This is a genomic window from Streptomyces sp. NPDC090025 (genome assembly GCF_044748125.1).
GTDB lineage: Bacteria > Actinomycetota > Actinomycetes > Streptomycetales > Streptomycetaceae > Streptomyces.
On sequence record NZ_JBIVFL010000001.1, the window covers coordinates 1,222,079 to 1,241,436 of the forward strand.

General features: G+C 72.3%; 20 protein-coding genes. 9 read left to right on the plus strand and 11 right to left on the minus strand.

The annotated features are described in order from the left end of the window. Positions 1-21 precede the first annotated feature (21 nt). The 3 genes from ACIPXM_RS05740 to ACIPXM_RS05750 form a co-directional block, all read right to left on the minus strand. Positions 22-177, minus strand: a complete 156-nt coding sequence (locus tag ACIPXM_RS05740; RefSeq protein ID WP_401652259.1) for a hypothetical protein — start codon at positions 175-177, stop codon at positions 22-24. A 359-nt stretch (positions 178-536) separates the two neighbouring features. Continuing rightward, positions 537-1,001 (minus strand): DUF6415 family natural product biosynthesis protein, encoded by a 465-nt coding sequence (locus ACIPXM_RS05745; RefSeq protein ID WP_401652261.1) that lies wholly within the window; start codon positions 999-1,001, stop codon positions 537-539. A 96-nt stretch (positions 1,002-1,097) separates the two neighbouring features. Next, the gene (locus ACIPXM_RS05750) at positions 1,098-2,351 is read right to left on the minus strand and encodes a helix-turn-helix domain-containing protein (RefSeq protein ID WP_401652263.1); all 1,254 of its coding nucleotides are present in this window, start codon (positions 2,349-2,351) and stop codon (positions 1,098-1,100) included. Positions 2,352-2,543: 192 nt separating this feature from the next. Between ACIPXM_RS05750 and ACIPXM_RS05755 the strand changes: the two genes are divergently transcribed. Beyond that, complete coding sequence (locus ACIPXM_RS05755; protein ID WP_401652265.1) at positions 2,544-2,762, plus strand: hypothetical protein; 219 nt, start codon at positions 2,544-2,546, stop codon at positions 2,760-2,762. Between the two features lie 632 nt (positions 2,763-3,394). On the opposite strand, the gene sodN is transcribed toward ACIPXM_RS05755, so the two are convergent. Then, complete coding sequence (gene sodN / locus ACIPXM_RS05760; RefSeq protein WP_041131199.1) at positions 3,395-3,790, minus strand: superoxide dismutase, Ni; 396 nt, start codon at positions 3,788-3,790, stop codon at positions 3,395-3,397. Positions 3,791-3,933: 143 nt separating this feature from the next. Between sodN and sodX the strand changes: the two genes are divergently transcribed. Beyond that, on the plus strand, positions 3,934-4,365 hold the full coding sequence (gene sodX / locus ACIPXM_RS05765; RefSeq protein WP_401652267.1) for a nickel-type superoxide dismutase maturation protease: 432 nt from the start codon (positions 3,934-3,936) through the stop codon (positions 4,363-4,365). On the opposite strand, the gene ACIPXM_RS05770 is transcribed toward sodX, so the two are convergent. Continuing rightward, entirely contained in the window at positions 4,272-4,898 is a 627-nt protein-coding gene (locus ACIPXM_RS05770) for a CGNR zinc finger domain-containing protein (RefSeq protein WP_401652269.1), read from the minus strand. The genes sodX and ACIPXM_RS05770 overlap by 94 nt on opposite strands. A 272-nt stretch (positions 4,899-5,170) precedes the next feature. Here ACIPXM_RS05770 and ACIPXM_RS05775 point away from each other — a divergent pair, with 272 nt between their 5' ends. After that, positions 5,171-5,860, plus strand: a complete 690-nt coding sequence (locus ACIPXM_RS05775; RefSeq protein ID WP_401652522.1) for a class I SAM-dependent methyltransferase — start codon at positions 5,171-5,173, stop codon at positions 5,858-5,860. A gap of 68 nt (positions 5,861-5,928) precedes the next feature. Here the strand turns inward: ACIPXM_RS05775 and ACIPXM_RS05780 are convergent, their stop codons facing one another. Genes ACIPXM_RS05780 through ACIPXM_RS05790 form a run of 3 tightly spaced genes read right to left on the minus strand, consistent with a single transcriptional unit; the run spans position 5,929 to position 8,641 of the window. Continuing rightward, entirely contained in the window at positions 5,929-6,690 is a 762-nt protein-coding gene (locus ACIPXM_RS05780) for an amino acid ABC transporter ATP-binding protein (RefSeq protein ID WP_401652271.1), read from the minus strand. After that, on the minus strand, positions 6,687-7,628 hold the full coding sequence (locus tag ACIPXM_RS05785) for an amino acid ABC transporter permease (protein WP_401652273.1): 942 nt from the start codon (positions 7,626-7,628) through the stop codon (positions 6,687-6,689). The genes ACIPXM_RS05780 and ACIPXM_RS05785 overlap by 4 nt, the downstream gene beginning before the upstream one ends. 32 nt (positions 7,629-7,660) lie before the next feature. Then, positions 7,661-8,641 carry an ABC transporter substrate-binding protein gene (locus ACIPXM_RS05790; protein ID WP_401652275.1) on the minus strand — a complete coding sequence of 327 codons (981 nt, stop codon included), beginning with the start codon at positions 8,639-8,641 and terminating at the stop codon, positions 7,661-7,663. 558 nt (positions 8,642-9,199) lie between these two features. On the opposite strand from ACIPXM_RS05790, the gene ACIPXM_RS05795 reads away from it, so the two are divergent. The 3 genes from ACIPXM_RS05795 to ACIPXM_RS05805 all read left to right on the plus strand — a co-directional run bounded on the left by ACIPXM_RS05795 (position 9,200) and on the right by ACIPXM_RS05805 (position 13,124). Then, complete coding sequence (locus ACIPXM_RS05795) at positions 9,200-10,411, plus strand: NADP-dependent malic enzyme (protein ID WP_401652277.1); 1,212 nt, start codon at positions 9,200-9,202, stop codon at positions 10,409-10,411. Positions 10,412-10,641: 230 nt separating this feature from the next. After that, positions 10,642-11,607 (plus strand): zinc-binding dehydrogenase, encoded by a 966-nt coding sequence (locus ACIPXM_RS05800; RefSeq protein WP_401652279.1) that lies wholly within the window; start codon positions 10,642-10,644, stop codon positions 11,605-11,607. Positions 11,608-11,708: 101 nt separating this feature from the next. Further along, entirely contained in the window at positions 11,709-13,124 is a 1,416-nt protein-coding gene (locus tag ACIPXM_RS05805; protein WP_401652281.1) for a cellulase family glycosylhydrolase, read from the plus strand. Between the two features lie 88 nt (positions 13,125-13,212). On the opposite strand, the gene ACIPXM_RS05810 is transcribed toward ACIPXM_RS05805, so the two are convergent. Both ACIPXM_RS05810 and ACIPXM_RS05815 read right to left on the minus strand, forming a co-directional pair. Beyond that, positions 13,213-14,124 (minus strand): helix-turn-helix transcriptional regulator, encoded by a 912-nt coding sequence (locus ACIPXM_RS05810; RefSeq protein ID WP_401652283.1) that lies wholly within the window; start codon positions 14,122-14,124, stop codon positions 13,213-13,215. Position 14,125: 1 nt separating this feature from the next. Continuing rightward, the gene (locus ACIPXM_RS05815) at positions 14,126-15,064 is read right to left on the minus strand and encodes a DUF4097 family beta strand repeat-containing protein (RefSeq protein ID WP_401652285.1); all 939 of its coding nucleotides are present in this window, start codon (positions 15,062-15,064) and stop codon (positions 14,126-14,128) included. A gap of 237 nt (positions 15,065-15,301) precedes the next feature. Here ACIPXM_RS05815 and ACIPXM_RS05820 point away from each other — a divergent pair, with 237 nt between their 5' ends. Further along, a complete protein-coding gene (locus tag ACIPXM_RS05820; protein ID WP_401652287.1) occupies positions 15,302-16,099 on the plus strand; it encodes a hypothetical protein in 798 nt (265 codons plus the stop codon). 80 nt (positions 16,100-16,179) lie between these two features. On the opposite strand, the gene ACIPXM_RS05825 is transcribed toward ACIPXM_RS05820, so the two are convergent. Continuing rightward, positions 16,180-16,365: a DUF6104 family protein gene (locus ACIPXM_RS05825; RefSeq protein WP_018102711.1), complete on the minus strand. Its 186-nt coding sequence runs from the start codon at positions 16,363-16,365 to the stop codon at positions 16,180-16,182. 105 nt (positions 16,366-16,470) lie between these two features. Here ACIPXM_RS05825 and ACIPXM_RS05830 point away from each other — a divergent pair, with 105 nt between their 5' ends. Next, complete coding sequence (locus ACIPXM_RS05830) at positions 16,471-16,956, plus strand: CU044_2847 family protein (RefSeq protein ID WP_401652289.1); 486 nt, start codon at positions 16,471-16,473, stop codon at positions 16,954-16,956. After that, positions 16,953-19,109, plus strand: a complete 2,157-nt coding sequence (locus ACIPXM_RS05835; protein ID WP_401652291.1) for a trypsin-like peptidase domain-containing protein — start codon at positions 16,953-16,955, stop codon at positions 19,107-19,109. The genes ACIPXM_RS05830 and ACIPXM_RS05835 overlap by 4 nt, the downstream gene beginning before the upstream one ends. Positions 19,110-19,358: the final 249 nt, after the last annotated feature.

A 19,358-nucleotide genomic window follows, 5' to 3' on the forward strand; every position in this document is an offset into this window, starting at 1 on the left:
CGGCCGGGGCGGTCAGGGGTGTTACTGCCCGCAGGTGTTGCAGCTGTACATCTGCTGCGAGATGCAGTTGCCGTGGTCGTCGTACACGTACACGGTGCTGCGGGTGCCGGGGCACATCCCGGTGCCGTCGGGCTTCTGCCTACCGCACGGTGTGGCTACGTCCTGCTGGTGTCCCATAGGTGTACATCTCCTTGTGAGCCGTGGTCGGTTCCCATCGCCCTTTGCACCGGCCGCACCACCACGTCCACCGGTCATCAGCACCGGGAAGCGTGGTCGTGGTGTCCTTCCACAGAAGCGGCGGGGTGGGGGGGCAGGTGGGGCATGACGGCGGCGTGTGCACCATGTGGGGTCTCCCTTGGGGTCGCTGCCCAGCGTGGCGCGTACGCCAGGTAGTGCGTGGTGCTGAACCAGCTCGGCCACCCGTACGAGGGACAGCCGCGCTGGCGTCTAGGGGGTGGTGATGGTGATGCCGTACGCGATGGCGGCGAGGATGCTCAAGACGATGACGACGTAGAGCACCTGGCGCAGGAGGTCCGTCACGGCGTGCTGGTGTGGACCGGCGGGAGCTGCTCGCGGCCCACGAACGCGGCTCGCCTGCTGGTGCGCTGGTGGTCGCGAAGGGCCTGGAGGAGAGCGCGACCGGCGATGCCGAGCTGGCGCGCGTAGCTCCAGTTCGCGAGCGAGCCGTCCTGCGGTCCGGCCGCGACGAGTTCCGTCCACATCCGCACGGCGGCTGTACCGCGCTCGGGCCGCTGATCCTCCGGGATCTGAGATACCCCGATGGCGAGGGACGAGCAGTACGTGATCAGGTTGTCCGTGATCTGGGCGATGGCCTCGTCGCTCGGGCAGTGGTGCTCCAGCTTCACGGCGGCGGTGATGTACCGCTCGGCCTCCGCCTCGACGTGACCCTCTATCCCGTCGGCCACCGTGGCGAGCGCGGCGCCGAGGTCGACCGCGACCAGCGTCTCGTCGGCCCTGTCGTGCTGCGGCTGCTCGTGCATGCTCGCTCCCTACCGTCGCTGTGACCTGCGGTCAGTACGACGGTAGGGCCCGGCGCGAGAGGTAGAGGGGGAGAATCTCCCCCCTCCGTTACGCCGTTACGCGGCCAGCAGGCCGACCTTCACAGCGAGTTCGGAGGCGCGGCGGCGACGGTCAGCAACCTTCGACTCAACCTCCTCCAGGATGATCGCGCGGGCGTACCCGTTGTAGCGGATCGTCTCCGGGGCCGCAGCGTGCGCCTGCGCGAGGGTAGCGATCGCCGCCTCGGGCTGCCGGTCGAGCTGGTACCCACGGGCCTGCTCGATGCGGTGACGGGCTCGGCGCGGGCGGGACGGGATGATGTCGGCGTCCGCGCGGGCGGCCTGCCGTACGGACTCGTGGCCGGAGTGCAGCTCGACGGCGACGGTGACAGCGTGGGCGCCCATGATGGCCTGCGAGAACGAGGTCACGGGGTGGTAGTAGGAGGCGGGCAGCCGCTCGGCCATCCCCTTGGCGACGTCCCAGTACCGCCAGGCGTCGGCGGTGTCGCCGCGGCGAGCGGCGGTGTATCCGGCCTCGAAGGTGAGTGCTCCGGCGATCGCGAGGACGTCGTCTGAGGCGTCGGGCAGCAGCGGGGTGAGGTAGTCAAGGGTCTGCTGGGTGATCTGGTCGGCGGCGTCGTAGTGGTCGGGCCCGGTGTCGCGGTGGGCCTGGGCGAGAAGCCAGGTGGACACGCCGATCGAGTGCGGGTTCGCGGACTGCTGGGCGGCGACCATGCTCCGCTCGGCGACCCTCCACAGGAGGCTGCTGTCGGGCTGGTAGGACAGGAAGAACTGGCTGAGGCTGTACACCTCGGCGAGGACGGCCTGGGCGGCGCGCCACTCGGTCGGCTGGACGGCGAGCTGCACCGCGAGTTGGGCGTCGCAGATCAGGTCGGGCAGGAGTGCGCCGATCCTGTCCCGGTGGTCGGGGGCCGAGTGCCGGGCGGCCCACGCGCTCGCGAGGCGCGCCTTGAGGTGCGCGGTCCGGGGCGGCGGCCCGGTGGGGATGCCGATCTGAAGGGTGTCCACGGCCGCGCGTACCGACGCGAGGCGGGGGTGGCCGGGGCCGATGAAGAGGTCGACGTGCACGTCGGGGCGTCCTGTGAGGTCGGAGAGGTCCCGGACCCGCAACGCCTGCGCGATGCGGTAGACCATGTCGATCCCCGGCGGCTGCATCCGGCCGCGCTCCATGTCCTTCACCCAGTCCACCGACTTGCCGAGGAGACCGCCGAGGACGGCGCGGGTCATGCCCTTCCGCTCGCGGAGGATCTGCATTCTCTGGCCGAACACCAGCGGGTTGGCGTACGGGTCCGGGGTAGCATCAGATGACACGGCCTTGCCCCTATCTCTGGTCAGACTCGACACCTGCCAGCGTAGAGGGCAAGGCCATAAGCGTGAGCCCGCGAATCCCGAACTCCTCCAGGACAACCCGTGTGACCTCGACATTCGCTACTGGCTGACCATTAGCGACGAGACCGCCGACGCGATCCGCGCGGCCTTCGCCGCCGTCTACGCGACCGGCTGATGACCGAGCCCGAGCTGTGGAGCCGGGACGCGATCGCCGAGCACCTCGGCATCGCCCCCGGCTCGGTACGGCAGGTCGTGCGCCGCATGGGCCTGACGCCGACCTACCGGCCGGGGCCCAACGGCCGCCCCATGGCCTGGTACGACGCTGCCGAAGTGCGAAAGACCGCCGCCCGCAGACCGGGGCAGGGCGCCCGGACCGATCGCCCCAGCACATGACGAAGGACCCCCACCCGCCTTCGAGCGGGTGGGGGCATCGTTCATCGAGCGCGGTGTTTCAGCGGGGCGGGCGGGGTGGTGCGTTGGCAGACCAGGATGTCGTCGTGGTCGGCGAGCGGCTGCAGCGTGTACCCGTCGGGGCACGACGGGCCCGCCGGCCCGGTGGCGCCGTCACGGCCGTCCTTCCCTGGGGGACCGGACGGCCCGGGATCGCCCGTCGGCCCAGGAGGTCCGGGTGGGCCTGTGGGTCCGGGCGCCCCCACGCCGTCCGTCCCAGCCACCCCCGGACTCCCCGACGGCCCCGTAGGTCCCGGCGGCCCGGTCGGACCCCGAGCGCCAGGCGAACCCGACGGCCCGATGCCACCCGGGTCACCTGGTGGCCCGGACGGCCCCGGCGGGCCTTCCACCGTCCGCCCCGGCTGCCCACGCGACCCCGGCGGCCCCGCCACCGGCGACGCACCCAGTTGCTCCACCTGCGCCGCCCGTCGTTCTGGGTGACCGTCTCCCACCGCGTCTCCCATCCCTCTCCCAGTGGATCTTGGAAACAGGAGCGGCCCGCCCGGTCATCCCGAGGCGGGCCGCTTCATTTGCCCTCTGAGCTGGCATTGAGTAGAGGGCGGGGAGGGCCGGGATCAAGCCTTCTTGGTCTCCCAGAAGATGCGGTCGATCTCGGCGATGAGCTCCAGCGCCTTCTCGCCCGTCTTCGGGTCCGTCGACGCCTTCGCCGCCGACAGCGCCTTCAGGGTGTCGTTCACGAGCTGGTTCAGCTCGGGGTACTTCTCGAAGTGCGGGGCCTTGAAGTAGTCGCTCCAGAGCACCGACACGTGGTGCTTCGCGAGCTCGGCGCGCTGCTCCTTGATGACCGTGGCGCGGGCGCGGAAGTGCGGGTCCTCGTTCGCCAGGTACTTCTCCTGGACGGCCTTGACCGACTCGGCCTCGATGCGGGCCTGGGCCGGGTCGTACACGCCGCAGGGGAGGTCGCAGTGGGCGCTGACCTTGACCTTGGGCGCAAACAGGCGGGAGAGCATGCTGCTGTCCTTCCTCGTGATCGTCTTCTCAAGGTGGGACATTACTCGGTGAGAAGCGCGTTTTCGCGAGTGCCCCCTGGTGCTTAGGACAAAAGTCCAGGGTCGGGATGGGACTCGTGGACGATCGGACCGGGAGGTGCCGGATGGTGGAATCGGGGCGTGAGGCCGGGCAGGAGACCGGGGCCCCGTTCGGGATCGCCGAGGTCACGGGGGTGTCGATGGTGCCCACCCTGCTCCACGGCGATCAGCTGTTCGTGCACTACGGGGCGCGGCTGCGCCCCGGTGACGTCGCCGTGCTCCGGCATCCGCTGCAGCAGGATCTGCTCATCGTGAAGCGGCTGGCCGGGCGACGGGACGGCGGCTGGTGGGTGCTCGGCGACAACCCGGACGCCGAGGGGGACAGCCGGGTGTTCGGGGTGGTGCCGCCGCAGCTCGTCCTCGGCCGGGTCCGGCTGCGCTACCGGCCCGTCACGCCCGGGCTTCAGCGCTCGCCGGCGACGGTGGTCTCCTGGCTGCTCTCGGCGGTCAGGCCGGTGCGCTCGGCCTCGGCCTCCAGTCGTTTGCGGGCCCGGTAGGCGGCCACGTTGGCCCGGGTCGCGCAGCGGTCGGAGCAGTAGCGGCGGGAGCGGTTGGTCGAGGTGTCCAGGTACGCGTTGCGGCAGGGCGCGGCCTGGCACAGGCCGAGCCGGTCGGCGCCGAACGCGGTCAGGTGGAAGGCCAGGCCCATCGCGGCGATGGCCGCGTACCCCGCGGTCGCGTTCGAGGGGTGGTCGGCGAGGTGCATGTGCCAGCGCGGCCTGCCGTCCTCGTCCAGGTAGTCGTGCCCGGAGATCTGCGGGCTGACCGGGAACTCCAGGAGCAGTGAGTTCAGCAGGTCCACCGCCCCGGTGTGGTCGCCCTCGTCGGCCGCGGTGAACACCGCCCGCAGCCGGGCGCGTACCGACCGGAAACGGGTCACGTCGGAGTCGTTCGCCCGCCGGGCCATCTGCGAGGCCGCGCCGAACAGCTCGCGGATCACCTCGACGGAGGTCAGCGAGTCCTTGCCGCGCGCCGGTTCCTCGGTGTTGACCAGACGCACGGCGTAATCCGAGTAATAGGCGAGTTCCACTTGTAGTCCTTACTCCGGCGGGCTAGGGTCGGCAGCGGTGAGGGTAAGCGACGCTTGCCCTTCGAGGGTATTACGAACAGGGTGGAGGGCGGGGCATGACGGACAACACCACGTACCAGGACAAGAAGAACCACACCGAGGGCCCGGCGGGGAACACCGGCGACACGACCGGGACGCCCGCCGGAACGCCCGTGGGCACGCTCGCCGAAGCGCCGTACGGCGCCGACTGGGGCGCCTGGCAGCGCAGCTGGGACCGCCAGCAGGAGTGGTACATGCCGGACCGCGAGGAACGCTTCCGGGTGATGCTCGACATGGTCGAGGCCCTGGTCGGCCGCGCGCCCCGGGTGCTCGACCTGGCCTGCGGCACCGGCACCATCACGGCCCGGCTGCTCGACCGCTTCCCCGACGCCACCAGCACCGGCGTCGACCTCGACCCCGCGCTCCTCGCGATCGCCGAGGGCACCTTCGCCGGGGACGACCGGGTCACCCTCGTCACCGCCGACCTCAAGGACCCGGACTGGGCGTCGGCGCTGCCCTTCGACACGTACGACGCCGTGCTCACCGCGACCGCCCTCCACTGGCTGCACAGCGAACCCCTCGCCGAGCTGTACGGGCAGCTCGCCGGGCTCGTCCGGGAGGGCGGTGTCCTCATGAACGCCGACCACATGATCGACACCGGCACCCCGCTCATCAACGCCGCCGAGCGCGCCCAGCGGCACGCCCGGATGGACCGGGACAAGGCCGCGGGCGTCCTCGACTGGGCCGACTGGTGGGCGCTCGCCGCCGCCGACCCGGTCCTCGCCGAGCCCACCGCCCGCCGCTTCGCGATCTACGGCGAGCACGCCGACGGCGACATGCCCGCCCCGCGCTGGCACGCCGACACCCTGCGCGCCGCCGGCTTCGCCGAGGCCCGCCCGGTCTGGGCCTCGCCCTCGGACACGCTGCTGCTCGCCGTGCGCTGAGCCCGCGCACGACGAAGGGGCGGTACGGGGCTGGAAGCCCGTACCGCCCCTCCCTCATGTTCGGAGAGCTACAGCACCTTCGACAGGAACGCCTTCGTCCGGTCGTGCCGCGGGTTGGTCAGGACCTCCCGCGGGTGGCCCGACTCGACGACCACGCCGCCGTCCATGAAGACCAGCGAGTCGCCGACCTCCCGGGCGAAGCCCATCTCGTGGGTGACGACGACCATCGTCATGCCCGACTCGGCCAGGTCGCGCATGACGTCCAGGACGTCACCCACCAGCTCCGGGTCGAGCGCCGAGGTCGGCTCGTCGAAGAGCATCAGCTTCGGCTCCATCGCCAGCGCGCGGGCGATGGCGACGCGCTGCTGCTGGCCGCCGGAGAGCTGCGAGGGGTAGTTGCCCGCCTTGTCGCCGAGGCCGACCCGGTCCAGCAGGCGCACCGCGCGCTCGCGGGCCACGGCCTTCGTCTCGCCCTTCACCTGGATGGGCGCCTCCATCACATTGGCCAGGGCGGTCATGTGCGGGAAGAGGTTGAAGCGCTGGAAGACCATGCCGATGTCGCGGCGCTGGAGGGCGACCTCGCTGTCCTTCAGCTCGTACAGCTTGTCGCCCTTCTGGCGGTAGCCGACCAGATGGCCGTCGACCGACAGGCGGCCCGCGTTGATCTTCTCCAGATGGTTGATGCAGCGCAGGAAGGTGGACTTGCCGGAACCGGACGGGCCGATCAGGCAGAACACCTCGCCGTTCTGCACCTCCAGGTCGATGCCCTTGAGGATGTGCGCGGCGCCGTAGGACTTGTGGACGCCCTCGGCCTTCACCATGGCAGTCACTTGGCCACCGCCTCACGGTTGGAGAATCGGGAGAGGTTCGCCTTGACCTTCTGCCACGGGGTCGGGGGCAGCGCGCGCAGCGAGCCCTTCGCGTAGTGGCGCTCCAGGTAGTACTGGCCGACGCTGAACACCGTCGTCAGGACGAGGTACCAGATCGAGGCGACGAAGAACATCTCCATGACCGCGAACGACGTGGAGGCGATGTCCTGAGCGGCCCGCAGCAGATCGGGGTACTGGACCGCGACGACGAGCGACGAGGTCTTCAGCATGTTGATGAACTCGTTGCCGGACGGCGGGATGATGACCCGCATCGACTGCGGCAGGATGACCCGGCGCATGGTCTTGCCCTGGGACATGCCGAGCGCGTGCGCGGCCTCGGTCTGCCCCTCGTCCACGGACTGGATGCCCGCGCGGACGATCTCCGCCATGTACGCGCCCTCGTTGAGGCCGAGGCCCAGGAGGGCGGCCAGGAACGGGGTCATGACGTCGGTCATCTCGTCCTTGTAGAACCCGATGTTCAGGATCGGGAAGATCAGGGCGAGGTTGAACCAGATCAGCAGCTGGACGTAGACCGGGGTGCCCCGGAAGATCCAGATGTAGAGCCAGGCGACTCCGTTGGTCACCGGGTTCTTCGACAGGCGCATGATCGCGAAGACGATGCCGAGCACCAGGCCGAGCGCCATGGACGCCACGCTGATGAGGATGGTGTGCCACAGACCCGACAGGATGCTCGGGTCGAACAGCTTCTCCGGCACGGTCGCCCAGCGGACATCACCCTGCGAGAAGGCGAAGCCGAGCAGGACGAGCAGGGCGACGACCACCACTCCGGCCACCCAGCGCCCGTAGTGGCGCACCGGGATGGCCCTGATCGTCTCGGGCGGGGGCCCCGCCGGGGCGGGCGACGCCCCGGCCGGAACCTTGTCGATCTTGTCAGTCACAGCGACTGCCCTTCGGTGTTGCGGGACGAGGGTCAGGAGCCGCCGTTGATCTTGGCCGCGGGGATGGCGCCGTCGGCGGCGTTCCAGTTGTCCAGGGCCGCCTTGTAGCTGCCGTCCTTGATGGCGGCGTCCAGGGCGGCGGCGAGGGCGTCCCGCAGCTGGGTGTTCTTCTTGTCGACGGCGATGCCGAAGAAGCCCGCGTCCGACTTGTTGGCGACGGCCTCGAAGTCGTTGCCGCCACCGGCGGTCTTGGCGATGTAGGCCGCGACCGGGGAGTCGTTGAGGTCCGCGACGGCGCCGCCGGCCTTCACCCGGGTCTGGGCCTCGGCGTCGGTCGGGAAGGACTCGAAGGTGAGGGCGGGCTTGCCGTCCTTCACGCACTTCGCGGCCTGGTCCTTGGCGGCCTGCTCGTAGGTGGTGCCCCGCTGGACGGCGAGCTTCTTGCCGCACAGGTCGTCCAGGGACTTGATGTTCGCCGGGTTGCCCTTCTTCACCAGGATGCCGGTGGAGGCGGTGAAGTAGTCGACGAAGTCGACGCCGGTGCCGGTCTTCTTGCCCTTGTCGTCCAGGCCCTCCTGACGGGCCTTGGTGTCGGTCATCGAGGACATCACGATGTCCGTACGACCGGTCGGCAGGGCGGTGAGGAGGGTGTCGAAGGTGCCGCTCTCGAACTGGAACGTCACACCGAGCTGCTTGCCGAGCGCCGCGGCGATGTCGGGGTCGACACCGACGATCTGCTCGCCCTTCTTGAACTCCATCGGCGCGTACGTCGCGTCCGTGCCGACCTTGATGACGCCCGCCTTCTGGATGTCGGCCGGGAGCTTCGAGAACAGCGGGGCCTTGCCGGACGCGGGCGCCGAGGAGGAGCCGCCGTCCTTCGTGGAACCGCTCTCGGTCTGGTCGCCACAGGCGGTCAGCAGCATCGAGCCGGCGACCGCGATGGCGGCGACCGCGGCAAGACGGGACGTGCGGGTCTTGACGGCGGTCGAGCTGCGCGTGGTGCGTGCGGTCATGGTCGGGTTCCTCCGGCGTGTGAGGGAGTTGCCAAGGGGCCGCGCACGCAGCTTCGAGTGCCGCGACCTCGTGTGATTACGGCATCTTGCCATTCGGACTGCCTCAATCCGACGGCCACGGATGTCAAAATCGGATAACGGGTCGCGACCGGTCCCCGCAGGCCGTTCCCCCCATGGCGAAACCTTCTTTCGAGGGAAGGTGCCCCTGCCGCAAATTATCCCGCGAATCTCGCCATTCGGACGACAGAAACCCCGCTATTCGGGTGCTCGAAGCATCTATACGGACATCGAGTGACGTGTCGCTCTCTATCCGTCCTCCAGAGGTCCTCCAGGAGGGCCCGGTAGCACTCGGTATGAGTCACGTCACCGAGGCGGTATCGACTCGTCTCCGGAGTCCTCCGTCCGGTAAGAAGGATCCTTACACCCCTCATCCGGGGCTCAGGGCGCGTTGTGCGGCGCGCCCGCGCGGCTGCCAGACAAGGCGGCCGCGGGACCCGCCATCCGTTCCCCACAAGGAGCGGCAACCCTCAAATGAAGAAGACTTAAGGGGTCAACCCAATGGCAGCGGAGATCGTCAATCCTCGCAGCGACGCCGGTACGGAAGGGGCTCCCGGCGAGCCCTTCGATCCGGCCTTCGCGCTGCACCGCGGCGGCAAGATGGCCATCCAGGCCACGGTGCCGCTGCGCGACAAGGACGACCTGTCCCTCGCGTACACGCCTGGCGTCGCCAAGGTGTGCACCGCGATCGCCGAGCAGCCCGAGCTGGTCCACGACTACACCTGGAAGTCCCAGGTCGTGGCCGTCGTGACCGACGGAACCGCGGTGCTCGGCCTCGGCGACATCGGCCCGGAGGCGTCGCTTCCGGTCATGGAGGGGAAGGCCATCCTCTTCAAGCAGTTCGGCGGCGTGGACGCCGTCCCGATCGCGCTCGCGACCACCGACACCGACGAGATCGTCGAGACCGTCGTCCGGCTCGCCCCGTCCTTCGGCGGCGTGAACCTGGAGGACATCTCGGCGCCGCGGTGCTTCGAGATCGAGCGCAAGCTCCAGGAGCGCCTGGACATCCCGGTGTTCCACGACGACCAGCACGGCACCGCGATCGTCACCCTCGCCGCGCTGCGGAACGCGGCGAAGCTGACCGGCCGGACCCTCGGCGACCTGCGCGCGGTCATCTCCGGCGCCGGTGCGGCGGGTGTGGCCATCGCGAAGTTCCTGCTGTCGGCCGGGATCGGCGATGTCGCCGTGACCGACCGCAAGGGCATCGTGAGCAGCGACCGGACCGACCTCACCGACGTGAAGCGGGAGATCGCCGGACTCACCAACAAGGCGGGCCTGTCCGGCCCGCTGGAGACCGCGCTCGCCGGTGCCGACGTCTTCATCGGCGTCTCCGGCGGTACGGTCCCCGAGGCCGCGGTCGCGTCCATGGCGCCGAACTCCTTCGTGTTCGCCATGGCCAACCCGAACCCCGAGGTGCACCCCGACATCGCGCACAAGTACGCGGCGGTCGTGGCCACCGGCCGGTCGGACTACCCGAACCAGATCAACAACGTCCTCGCGTTCCCCGGCATCTTCGCCGGCGCGCTCCAGGTCCGGGCCGCCCGGATCACCGAGGGCATGAAGATCGCCGCGGCCGACGCGATCGCGGGCGTCGTCGGTGACGCGCTCGCCGCCGACTGCGTCATCCCGTCGCCGTTCGACGAGCGGGTCGCCCCGGCCGTCGCCGCGGCCGTGGCCGCCGCCGCCCGTGCGGAGGGCGTCGCGCGCCGCTGACGCTGACGACGAGCGCCGCTGACGTGGTGCCTGTTGCGGTAGTGCCTGTGCGGTAGCGCATGGTGCGGTAGTCGCAGGTGCGGTACGAGCCCCGCCCGGAGCCGGTCCACCGGCCCCGGGCGGGGCTCTTCGCCGTACGGGCCAAGGCTTCTGTCGTACGGGCCGGAGGGACGCGCGTCACAGTGGGGTGTGGTTCCGTGGGGTCGGGCGGCGGGCCTAGGGTCGGGGCCATGTTCGCTGCCTATGCCGCCCGAATCGACCGTGACCAGCCGCTGAACGGCCTCGAACTGGGCGAACGCCCCGAGCCCGAGGCGCGCGACGGCTGGACCACCGTGACCGTCAAGGCCGCCTCCCTGAACCACCACGACCTGTGGTCGCTGCGCGGGGTCGGGCTGCCCGAGGAGAAGCTGCCGATGATCCTCGGCTGCGACGCCGCGGGCGTCGACGAGGACGGCAACGAGGTCGTCCTGCACTCCGTCATCGGCCAGAGCGGCCACGGCGTCGGCCCGGACGAGCCGCGGTCCATCCTCACCGAGCACTACCAGGGCACCTTCGCCGAGCGGGTCACCGTGCCCCGCTGGAACGTGCTGCGCAAGCCGCCGGAGCTGTCCTTCGCCGAGGCCGCCTGTCTGCCCACCGCCTGGCTCACCGCGTACCGGATGCTGTTCACCAACGCCGGGGTCAGGCCCGGCGATTCGGTCCTGGTGCAGGGCGCGGGCGGCGGCGTCGCCACCGCCGCCATCGTGCTCGGCAAGGCGGCCGGGCTGCGGGTCTTCGCCACCAGCCGCGACGAGGCCAAGCGCAAGCGGGCCGTCGAACTCGGCGCCGTCGACGCCTTCGAGCCCGGCGCCCGGCTGCCCCGGCGGGTGGACGCGGTGATCGAGACCGTCGGCGCCGCCACCTGGTCGCACTCGATCAAGTCGCTGCGCCCCGGCGGCACCCTGGTCATCTCCGGCGCCACCAGCGGCGACCGCCCCGCGCACGCCGAACTGACCCGGATCTTCTTCCTGGAGCTGAAGGTGGTCGGCTCCACCATGGGCTCCAAGGACGAGCTGGAGGACCTGCTCTCGTTCTGCGCCGCCACCGGCGTGCGGCCCGTGATCGACGAGGTGCTGCCGCTCGACCGGGCCCGGGAGGGCTTCGAACGGATGGCGGACGGCGACCTGTTCGGAAAGATCGTGCTGACGACCTCTTGATGCGGTGGCGGCGGGGCTGATGGGATCTCCGGCACACGCAAAGGTGAACAACGCTCACGTCCTTGCCCCGTGTGTCCCCGCCCCGTGCCGGAGGTCCTTCCTTGTTGCGCACCACTCTGCTGGCGGCCGCCGCCGTCACCGCGCTCCTCGCCCCGACGACCGTCCCGACCACTGCCGGGGCGGCCCCGGTGGCCCCTGCCGTCCCCACGGCCCCGGCGGCCCAGGCCGGGATACCCGCCCTCACCGACGCCCACGGCCGCGCCCTCACGCTGCGCGGCTGGAACCTGGCGGACAAGTCCCACAGCGGTGACCAGGCCCTCGACGGCATCACCGAACGCCACTTCCGCGACATGCGCGCCAAGGGCTTCAACTTCGCCCGCCTGGTGGTCTTCTGGGACGACCTGGAGCCACGGCCCGGGCAGTACAGCCAGAGCTATCTGCGGAAGATCGACCGGATCCTGGGCTGGGCGCACCAGTACGACGTGCAGGTCGTCCTCGACGCCCACCAGGACGTCTTCGGGCCCGCGTTCGGCCACCGGGGCATCCCCGCCTGGGCGACCAGGACCGACGGACTGCCCTTCACCCCGCACCCCGACGACTGGTTCTCCGAGTACTTCGAACCCGCCGTGCAGCGCGCCTTCACCCACCTCTACCAGGACGCCGACCTGCGCCGCGCCCAGACCCGGATGTGGCGGGTGCTCGCCGAACGCTTCCGCGACCACCCGGCCGTCCTCGGCTACGACCCGATCAACGAGCCCATGGGCGAACTGCGGGAGGGCGAGGACCTGGCGACCGGCGCCCGGCGGATCGAGAGCGAGCAGCTCACGCCCATGTACAACCGGATCGCGGACGCGATCCGCGCGGTCGACCGCGACGGCTGGATCTTCGTCGAACCCACCCCGATCGTCGGCGAGGGCGTGCCCACCGGGCTCGGCCGGATCGACGACCCGAAGATCGTGTACGCGCCGCACTTCTACAACGGCGCCATGGAGGCGGGCGGCGACTACGACCCGGCCGCCCGCTGGATCGAGAACTACGAGGAGGCCGTCACCGGCTACCCCCGGCAGTACCAGGTCCCGGTGGTCGTGGGGGAGTGGGGCCCGCTCGACAACGCCCGGCCGAACATGAACCGTTTCTACCGCGAGGCCATGGCCTCGCTCGGCCGCTACAGCGCGGGCTGGGCCGGCTGGGAGTGGTGCTACGGCGGCGGCTACTGCGCGGTGGACGCCAAGGGCGCCTTCCGTACGAACAAGGAACTCACCGCCGAGCCCTACGCGGAGGCCGTCGCGGGCACCGTCCGCACCGCCGCCCACGACTCCGCGACCGGCGGCTACCGGCTTGAGTACGACGCCGCCCGGCGCGGCCCCGGCGTCACCGAACTCTCCCTGCCCCCGGGCGCGTGGCAGGTCGCGGCCCGGGGGAGGGCGATCGTGCTGCGCCCCGCCCCGGGCCGGGCGCTCGTCCTGGCCGCCCCCGGGGCGCGGGTGACGGTCACGGTGACCGCCCGGCGCCCCTGAGGGGATCGGGGCGGGCTCGGAGGCCCGGGAGGGCGGCGGGGCCGGGGCCGGTGGCGGGCGACCCGGCCCGCGCCCCCGGGCCCATGTCCTAGTGCTTGGGCTTGCCGCGGTCCGGGGCCAGCAGGCCCAGGAGCTGGTCCGCGGCCGTCGCCAGCTGGCCGCGGGCCTCGGTCAGTTGCTCGCGGGTGACGCCGTGGTCGCGGGCCGCGTCCCGGACGTCGTCGCGGAAACGGTCGAGCAGCCGGTCCAGCTCACGGCCGGGCTCCGCCGAGACGTCGATGTCCTTCGCCCAGTCGGAGACCGCCTGCTCCGGGGTCTCCGGACGGCCCGCGCCGGTGCCGTGGGCCGAGCCCGCGTTCGGGCCGGTCACCAGGCTGCCCAGCTGGGCGGTGATGTCGGAGATGCCCTCCCAGACGGCCTTCGGCCAGTCCCCGGTCTTCACCCGGTCCTGGACCTGGTCCTGCACCTCCTTGGCGATCCGCTGGAACTCCTTGGCCTGCCGACGCGCCGACTGCGCCTCCGCCCTGGCCTGGCGGGTCTGCTCCTTCCACTCCTGGGTGGCCTTGCGGAGCTCCTCCTTGGCCTCGGCGAACGACGGCGAGCCGCTCGGCGCCCGGGTGGCGCTCGCCGCCGCCCGCATCTCGTTGCGCAGCTTGCCCGCCGCCCCGCGCACGTCGTCGCGGATCTCGGCGGCCAGCTCCGAGACCGACTCGCGGATCTCGACCTCCAGGTCCGCCAGTTCACCGCCGCGCGCGGTCAGCTCGGCGCGCCCCGCGTCGGTGATCGAGTAGACCTTGCGGCCGCCCTCGGTGGCGTGGGTGACCAGGCCCTCGGCCTCCAGCTTGGCGAGCCGCGGGTAGACCGTGCCCGCGGAGGGCGCGTACAGGCCCTGGAAACGCTCCTCCAGGAGCCTGATCACCTCGTAGCCGTGGCGCGGGGCCTCGTCGAGCAGCTTGAGCAGGTACAGCCGGAGGCGGCCGTGGGCGAAGACGGGCGGCATGTCAGAGGACCTTTCCGGACGCGGGGGTGGCGGTCTCGGTGCTGTCGGCGGTGCTGTCAGCGGCGGCGGCGGTGGGGCCGGAGCCGCCGTCGGAGTCGAGGTCGGCGTCGAGCTCCGGCTCCGGCTCGGGGCGGCGCAGCAGGGCGATGGCGCCGGAGATCGTGGTCGCCTTCAGGGTGCCCCGGCCGGCGCCGAGGGTGCCGCTGATCGACTTCGCGCCCCAGCCGCCGCCGACCCGCAGGTCGTCGAAGGCGTTGGAGACGGAGCCGGTGGTGGTGCTCGCCTCGACCCGGGCGTCGGCCGGCTGCGGCAGCCGGATGGAGACCTCGCCGGAGACGCTGGTGAGCCGGATGTCGGCGGGCGGTCCGGCCGGCTCGGCGGCCGGGTCGAGGTCGATGACCATGTCGCCGCTGACCGTCTCGGCCTTCACGGAGGAGCCCGCGCCGTCGATCACCGTGATGTCGCCGGTGACCGAGTTGGCGTGCAGCGCGCCGGTGAGCGACTGGGCCTGGAGGCTGCCGGAGACTGACTCGGCGCGGACCGGTCCGGCGAGCCCGACGAGCGTGGTGTCACCGGTGACGCCACGCACCGCCGTCCGCCCCTTGATGCCGGAGATCACCGTCTCGGCGGCGACCGCGCCCACCTCGACCTCGGTGCCCGCGGGGACCGCCACGGACACGACGACCCGGCGCTTGTGGCCCTTGCGGTCGAGCCACTTGAGGATGCCCTTCCACTGCATGTCCTCGTAGCTCACGGTGAGGGTGGAACCCTCCTGCGAGACGATCAGCGGCGGGCCGTCGATCTCGGAGATCTCCAGGCGCGCGGAACTCTCGTCGGTGCCCACCACGTTCACCGCTCCGTTGACCACACGCACGCGAAGGGTGGTCACCGGGTCGGTCAGCGGGATCTTCTGGGGCTCGGTGACGGACCACTCTGTCATGGTGCTGACCTCCCGTAGGACGTACGGACGTAAGGACGTATGGGCGCAGGCGTGGGGCGCGGGGCCGCTCCGTCGCGATGCGACGCAACATATCGCGTCTTCCGATAGACACGATATATCGCGGTCCGCCCAAGTCAACCCCGACCCGACCCTGACAGGGGCGCCCGGGGGGCGCTCCGGGGGTGCGAGCAGGGGCATCTGGCGTCGTACAAGGACAAATTGGCCTAGCGTAGGGGCATGATTGCGACATCGGGGTCCCGTTCCGCCGGGGCGTTGCTGCTGTGCCACGCCGAGCCGGAGACCGTCAGGACATCGGCCCGGCTGCTGCGGGAGGGCATGCTGCTGGCGCCCGCGGGGGACGACTGGAGTGTGCTGGTGCCCGAGGGCAAGCCGTGGCTCGACGACGGCGAACCGGTCGAACGGGTGGTCACCGGCTGGGCCACCGCGCTCGCGGTGTCCGCCGCCACCTGGCCGGTTCTCGCGCTCTGGTGGGACGCCGACCGCGCCGGTTTCACCCTGGCCGCGGGCTTCCGCAGGACCGTCGGCTACACCTGGCTCGCCGACGGCACCCCGGCCGGTGAGGACGAGGCCGTCCGTACCTTCGCCGCCCGGCTCGCGCTCGACCCGGTGCTCGACATCCAGGCCCTCGAACCGCTCACCAAGCCCGACCCGGACGCCGACGCGCACGCCCGGCTGGTCGGGCTGACCGCCGTGCTCGCCCGCACCGGGCTCGCTCTGCCCACCGGGCTCCAGCCCGGCGAGAGCGCCGACCGGCTGCGGTCGGTGGCCCGCGCCCAGGGCGCCGAACCGGTCGAATGGCCCGGCTGGCGGGACGCCGTACGCGCCGAACTCGACGCCGTCGAACACGGACCCAAGGCCCGGCTGCTCGGAACCGCGCAGCTCGCGGCGGGGCTGCCGCTGCTCGGCTACGGGATCAGGCGGCGCAGCGGCGGCTGGACGACGGCGGGCGCGCTGCTCGTCGTGCACGGCGCGCTCGGCCTGGCGACGAACCGGCGGCGCGGCTCCGCGACCTAGCTCCTAGGAGGGGGCAGCAGCAGGGGCCCGGGCCGGGGTCGCACCCCGGCCCGGGCCCTCGCCCGTACGGCGTGCCGGGGCTACTCGTCCTCGTCCTCGTCGTCGTCAAGGCGCGCGAGCCAGGTCGCGAGGCGCTCGACCGGCACCTCGAAGTCGGGGTTGAGGTCGACGAACGTACGCAGCTGCTCGGCGAGCCACTCGAAGGTGACCTCCTCCTCGCCGCGCCGCTTCTCCAGTTCCTCGATGCCACGGTCGGTGAAGTACATGCGATCAGAATAGGCCGTGGTCAGCGGAGCCGACCGCGTCCCCTGTTCCTCCCCGGCCCCACGGTCTAGCCTTCTTCATCATCGTTTCGGGGAGCGGGGGCCGCTGTGACGCATGGGATCGCTCGCATACGACTGGACGACGGCACGGCCGTCTGGGCCCGGGTCAGTGAACCCGAGGAACTCGGACGTGGCGGCGGCTTCCAGGACACCGGGATCGGCGACCGGGTGGTCTCGATGGCCGGGGGACTGACCGACGTGGTGCGCGGCGTCGTCGGCTCGCTGCGCCAGGGGCTCGACCCGCAGGGCTCGGTGGAGGTTTCGGTCAGTTTCGGGATCGAACTGTCCGCGCAGGCGGGCAAGGTGATCGGGGTCCTGGCGGACGGCGGCGGCACGGCCTCCGTCAACGTCTCCCTGACGTGGACCGAACCGGGCCGCGCGACCGACCCCGCGCCCGGCCCGGCCGCGGATGCCCTGGACGCCTCGGGATCCGCCGACGGCCCGGTGCTGCCGCCGATGCCCACCTCGCCGCCCGCCCCTGCCCCCGTGCCCGCCCCCGCCGTCTCCCCGGAGACCGGCCCCGGCGCCGTATGAGCCCCCTCGACGCGCTCGTGCGCCCCGCGCTGGTGCGCATCGCCGCGCCCGAAGGCGGGTATGACCCGCAGGGTGCCCCGTTCTGGGGCACGGGCTTCTTCATCGCCCCCGGCTGGGTGCTGACCTGCGCCCATGTGGTGGCCAAGGGGGGTGGCGCGGTGTGGAGGAAGGAAGCGGCCGTCGGCATCACCTGGGAGGGTGGCCGGACGGTCGGCCAGGTCGTGCTCGCCAAGCCGCGGCCCACCGACCCCGACGCGGGGCTCGCCTTCTGGGACTTCCCCGACCTCGCCCTCGTCCGGGTGGAGAACGCCGAGAGCGCCGACTGCGTCGCGCTCAGCGCCCGCCCGCCGACCACCCCCACCGAGGTCAGCCTGCACGGCTGGGCCCGGCAGACCGGCGAGGTCCGGATCAGGAACGTGCTGGGCACCGCGTACGGCTCCGAGGGCGGCGCCCTGCTGCTGCGCTGGGGCCTGCCGGTCGAGGGCGTGTCCGGCGGGCCCGTGGTCGACCTCGGCCGCAGCACCGTCATCGGCGTCAACAAGGGCCGCGGCGACGGCGAGGGCGCCGCCGTCCCGCTCACCTCGCTGCGCGAGCTCCACGACGTGCCCGGCGGCGAGGTGCTGCACGAGGTGCTGCGCGCCCACGACCGCTACCACCGGAGCAGGGCCCGCTCGTTCGACGACCGGCGGCCCGCCTGGACCGCCGCCCAGATGCGGGTGTGGCCCGCCACCGCGCGCGGGGTGAACCCGGCCCGCCGGGTGCAGTTGTACGGGCGGTTCGCCGAACTCCCGCCGCCCACCGGGCCCGGCGAGGTGATGGCGCTGGTCGACGCGGTCAAGCGGCGGGTGCTGCACCCCGACTACCAGGCCGTCCTGGAGACCGACGCACGCACCTGGCGGGACGGCGTCGGACTGCTGCACGAACTCCACTCCGGCGAGCAGCCGCACGGTACCGGTACCGGCACCGGCCCCGGTGGCACCGGCAGCACCGACCTGGGACTCGACGCCGTGCTGCTGTACGCGGCGCACGTGGTCCGGCACGTCGTGCGGCGGTACGGCACGGGCGGCGGCGCGGCCGCCGTCCAGGAGCTCGTCGACTGGATCACCGACGAGTCGGCCGGGGCGCACGGCGCCGTGCGCGAGGAGATCGGCGCGCTGCTCGCCCCGCAGCCGGTGGGCACCGCGACAGCGACCGCGCCCGCACCTGCCGCACCGGCGGTCACCGGCGCGCGGGCGGACGTCCGGATCGAGATCAACAACGTGCCGTACTCCAAGCCGCCCCGCTACGGCTGGCGGGTGACCCTGCTGTTCGACGGGCGCACCGTCAGCCCGCTGGACGACGACGACGGGGGAGTGCCCAGGGAGCGGCTGCGGGCGGTGCTGCGCGGCCCGCTGACCGAGGCCCTGCGGCTCGGGGACAGCGGTGACCACCTGGCCGCCGTGGAAGTGGTGCTGCCGCGCGAGCTGTTCGACGAACCCCTCGACACCTGGCGGCTGTCGCCCGAGGAGGAGGCGTTCGGCGAATGGTCGCTGCCGCTCGGGCAGCGGCGCACCGTCGTCGTCCGCGACCTGGTGCGCAGCCGCCGCTCGCCGTCGCCGGAATGGCGGCGGAGGTGGCGCGGCAGCGCGCACGGGCCGCTGCGGGCGGTGCCGTTGCGCGCCGAGGTGCTGACCGCCGCCGCTGCTGCCTCCGCCGCCTCCGCCACTCCCGCCGCCGCTGCCGGGGGGCACGCGCGCGAGCTGCGCAAGGAGAGCCGGATGACGGCCTACCAGCGGCTCGACGAGGCCGCCGAGGGCAGCGTGCCGGTGTACTGCGGCCCGGTCGGCGGCGGCGACGGCCAGCGGGCCATGGAGGCGGCGCTCACCGCCGGGCACCCGATCGCCCTGTGGCGGCACTCCGCGCGTGAGCACGACGACTGCGCCGAGTTCCACCGGCGGGCCGGGGAGCTCCTCGCGCGCGTGGACGACGCCGACGGACTGCACCGGCCGGTGCGCACCCTGCGGATGCGCACCGGGGACACCGAGGCGGACGCCTGCGAACGGTCCGAGCACGCCTGGGCGGCGGACCTGGCGGTGCTCTACGACCCGCCGGACCGCCCGCCGTTCGAGCCCCCGCTGCAGGGCCCGCCGCTCCTCGGCGAGGACGACGGTTGAGCGGCCCCGGGCCCGGCACCCGGCGCGGCGCGCGGAGCCCGGCTCCCCGCGCCGCCGCCCGCCGCGCCCCGGCGGCACCCGCTGGTCCGAGACCGCCCCGGGCCTCCGTCCAGGGCCCGGCCCCGGTGGCCCCGGTCCGCGCGCCGGGCCTCGCGTCGGGCCTCCGTACCCACCCGCGCCCGGCTCGCTCCCGTGCGCCCCGCGCGCTCATCCCGCGCCCCCGCCGCCCGTACGGGGCGCGTGCGCGGC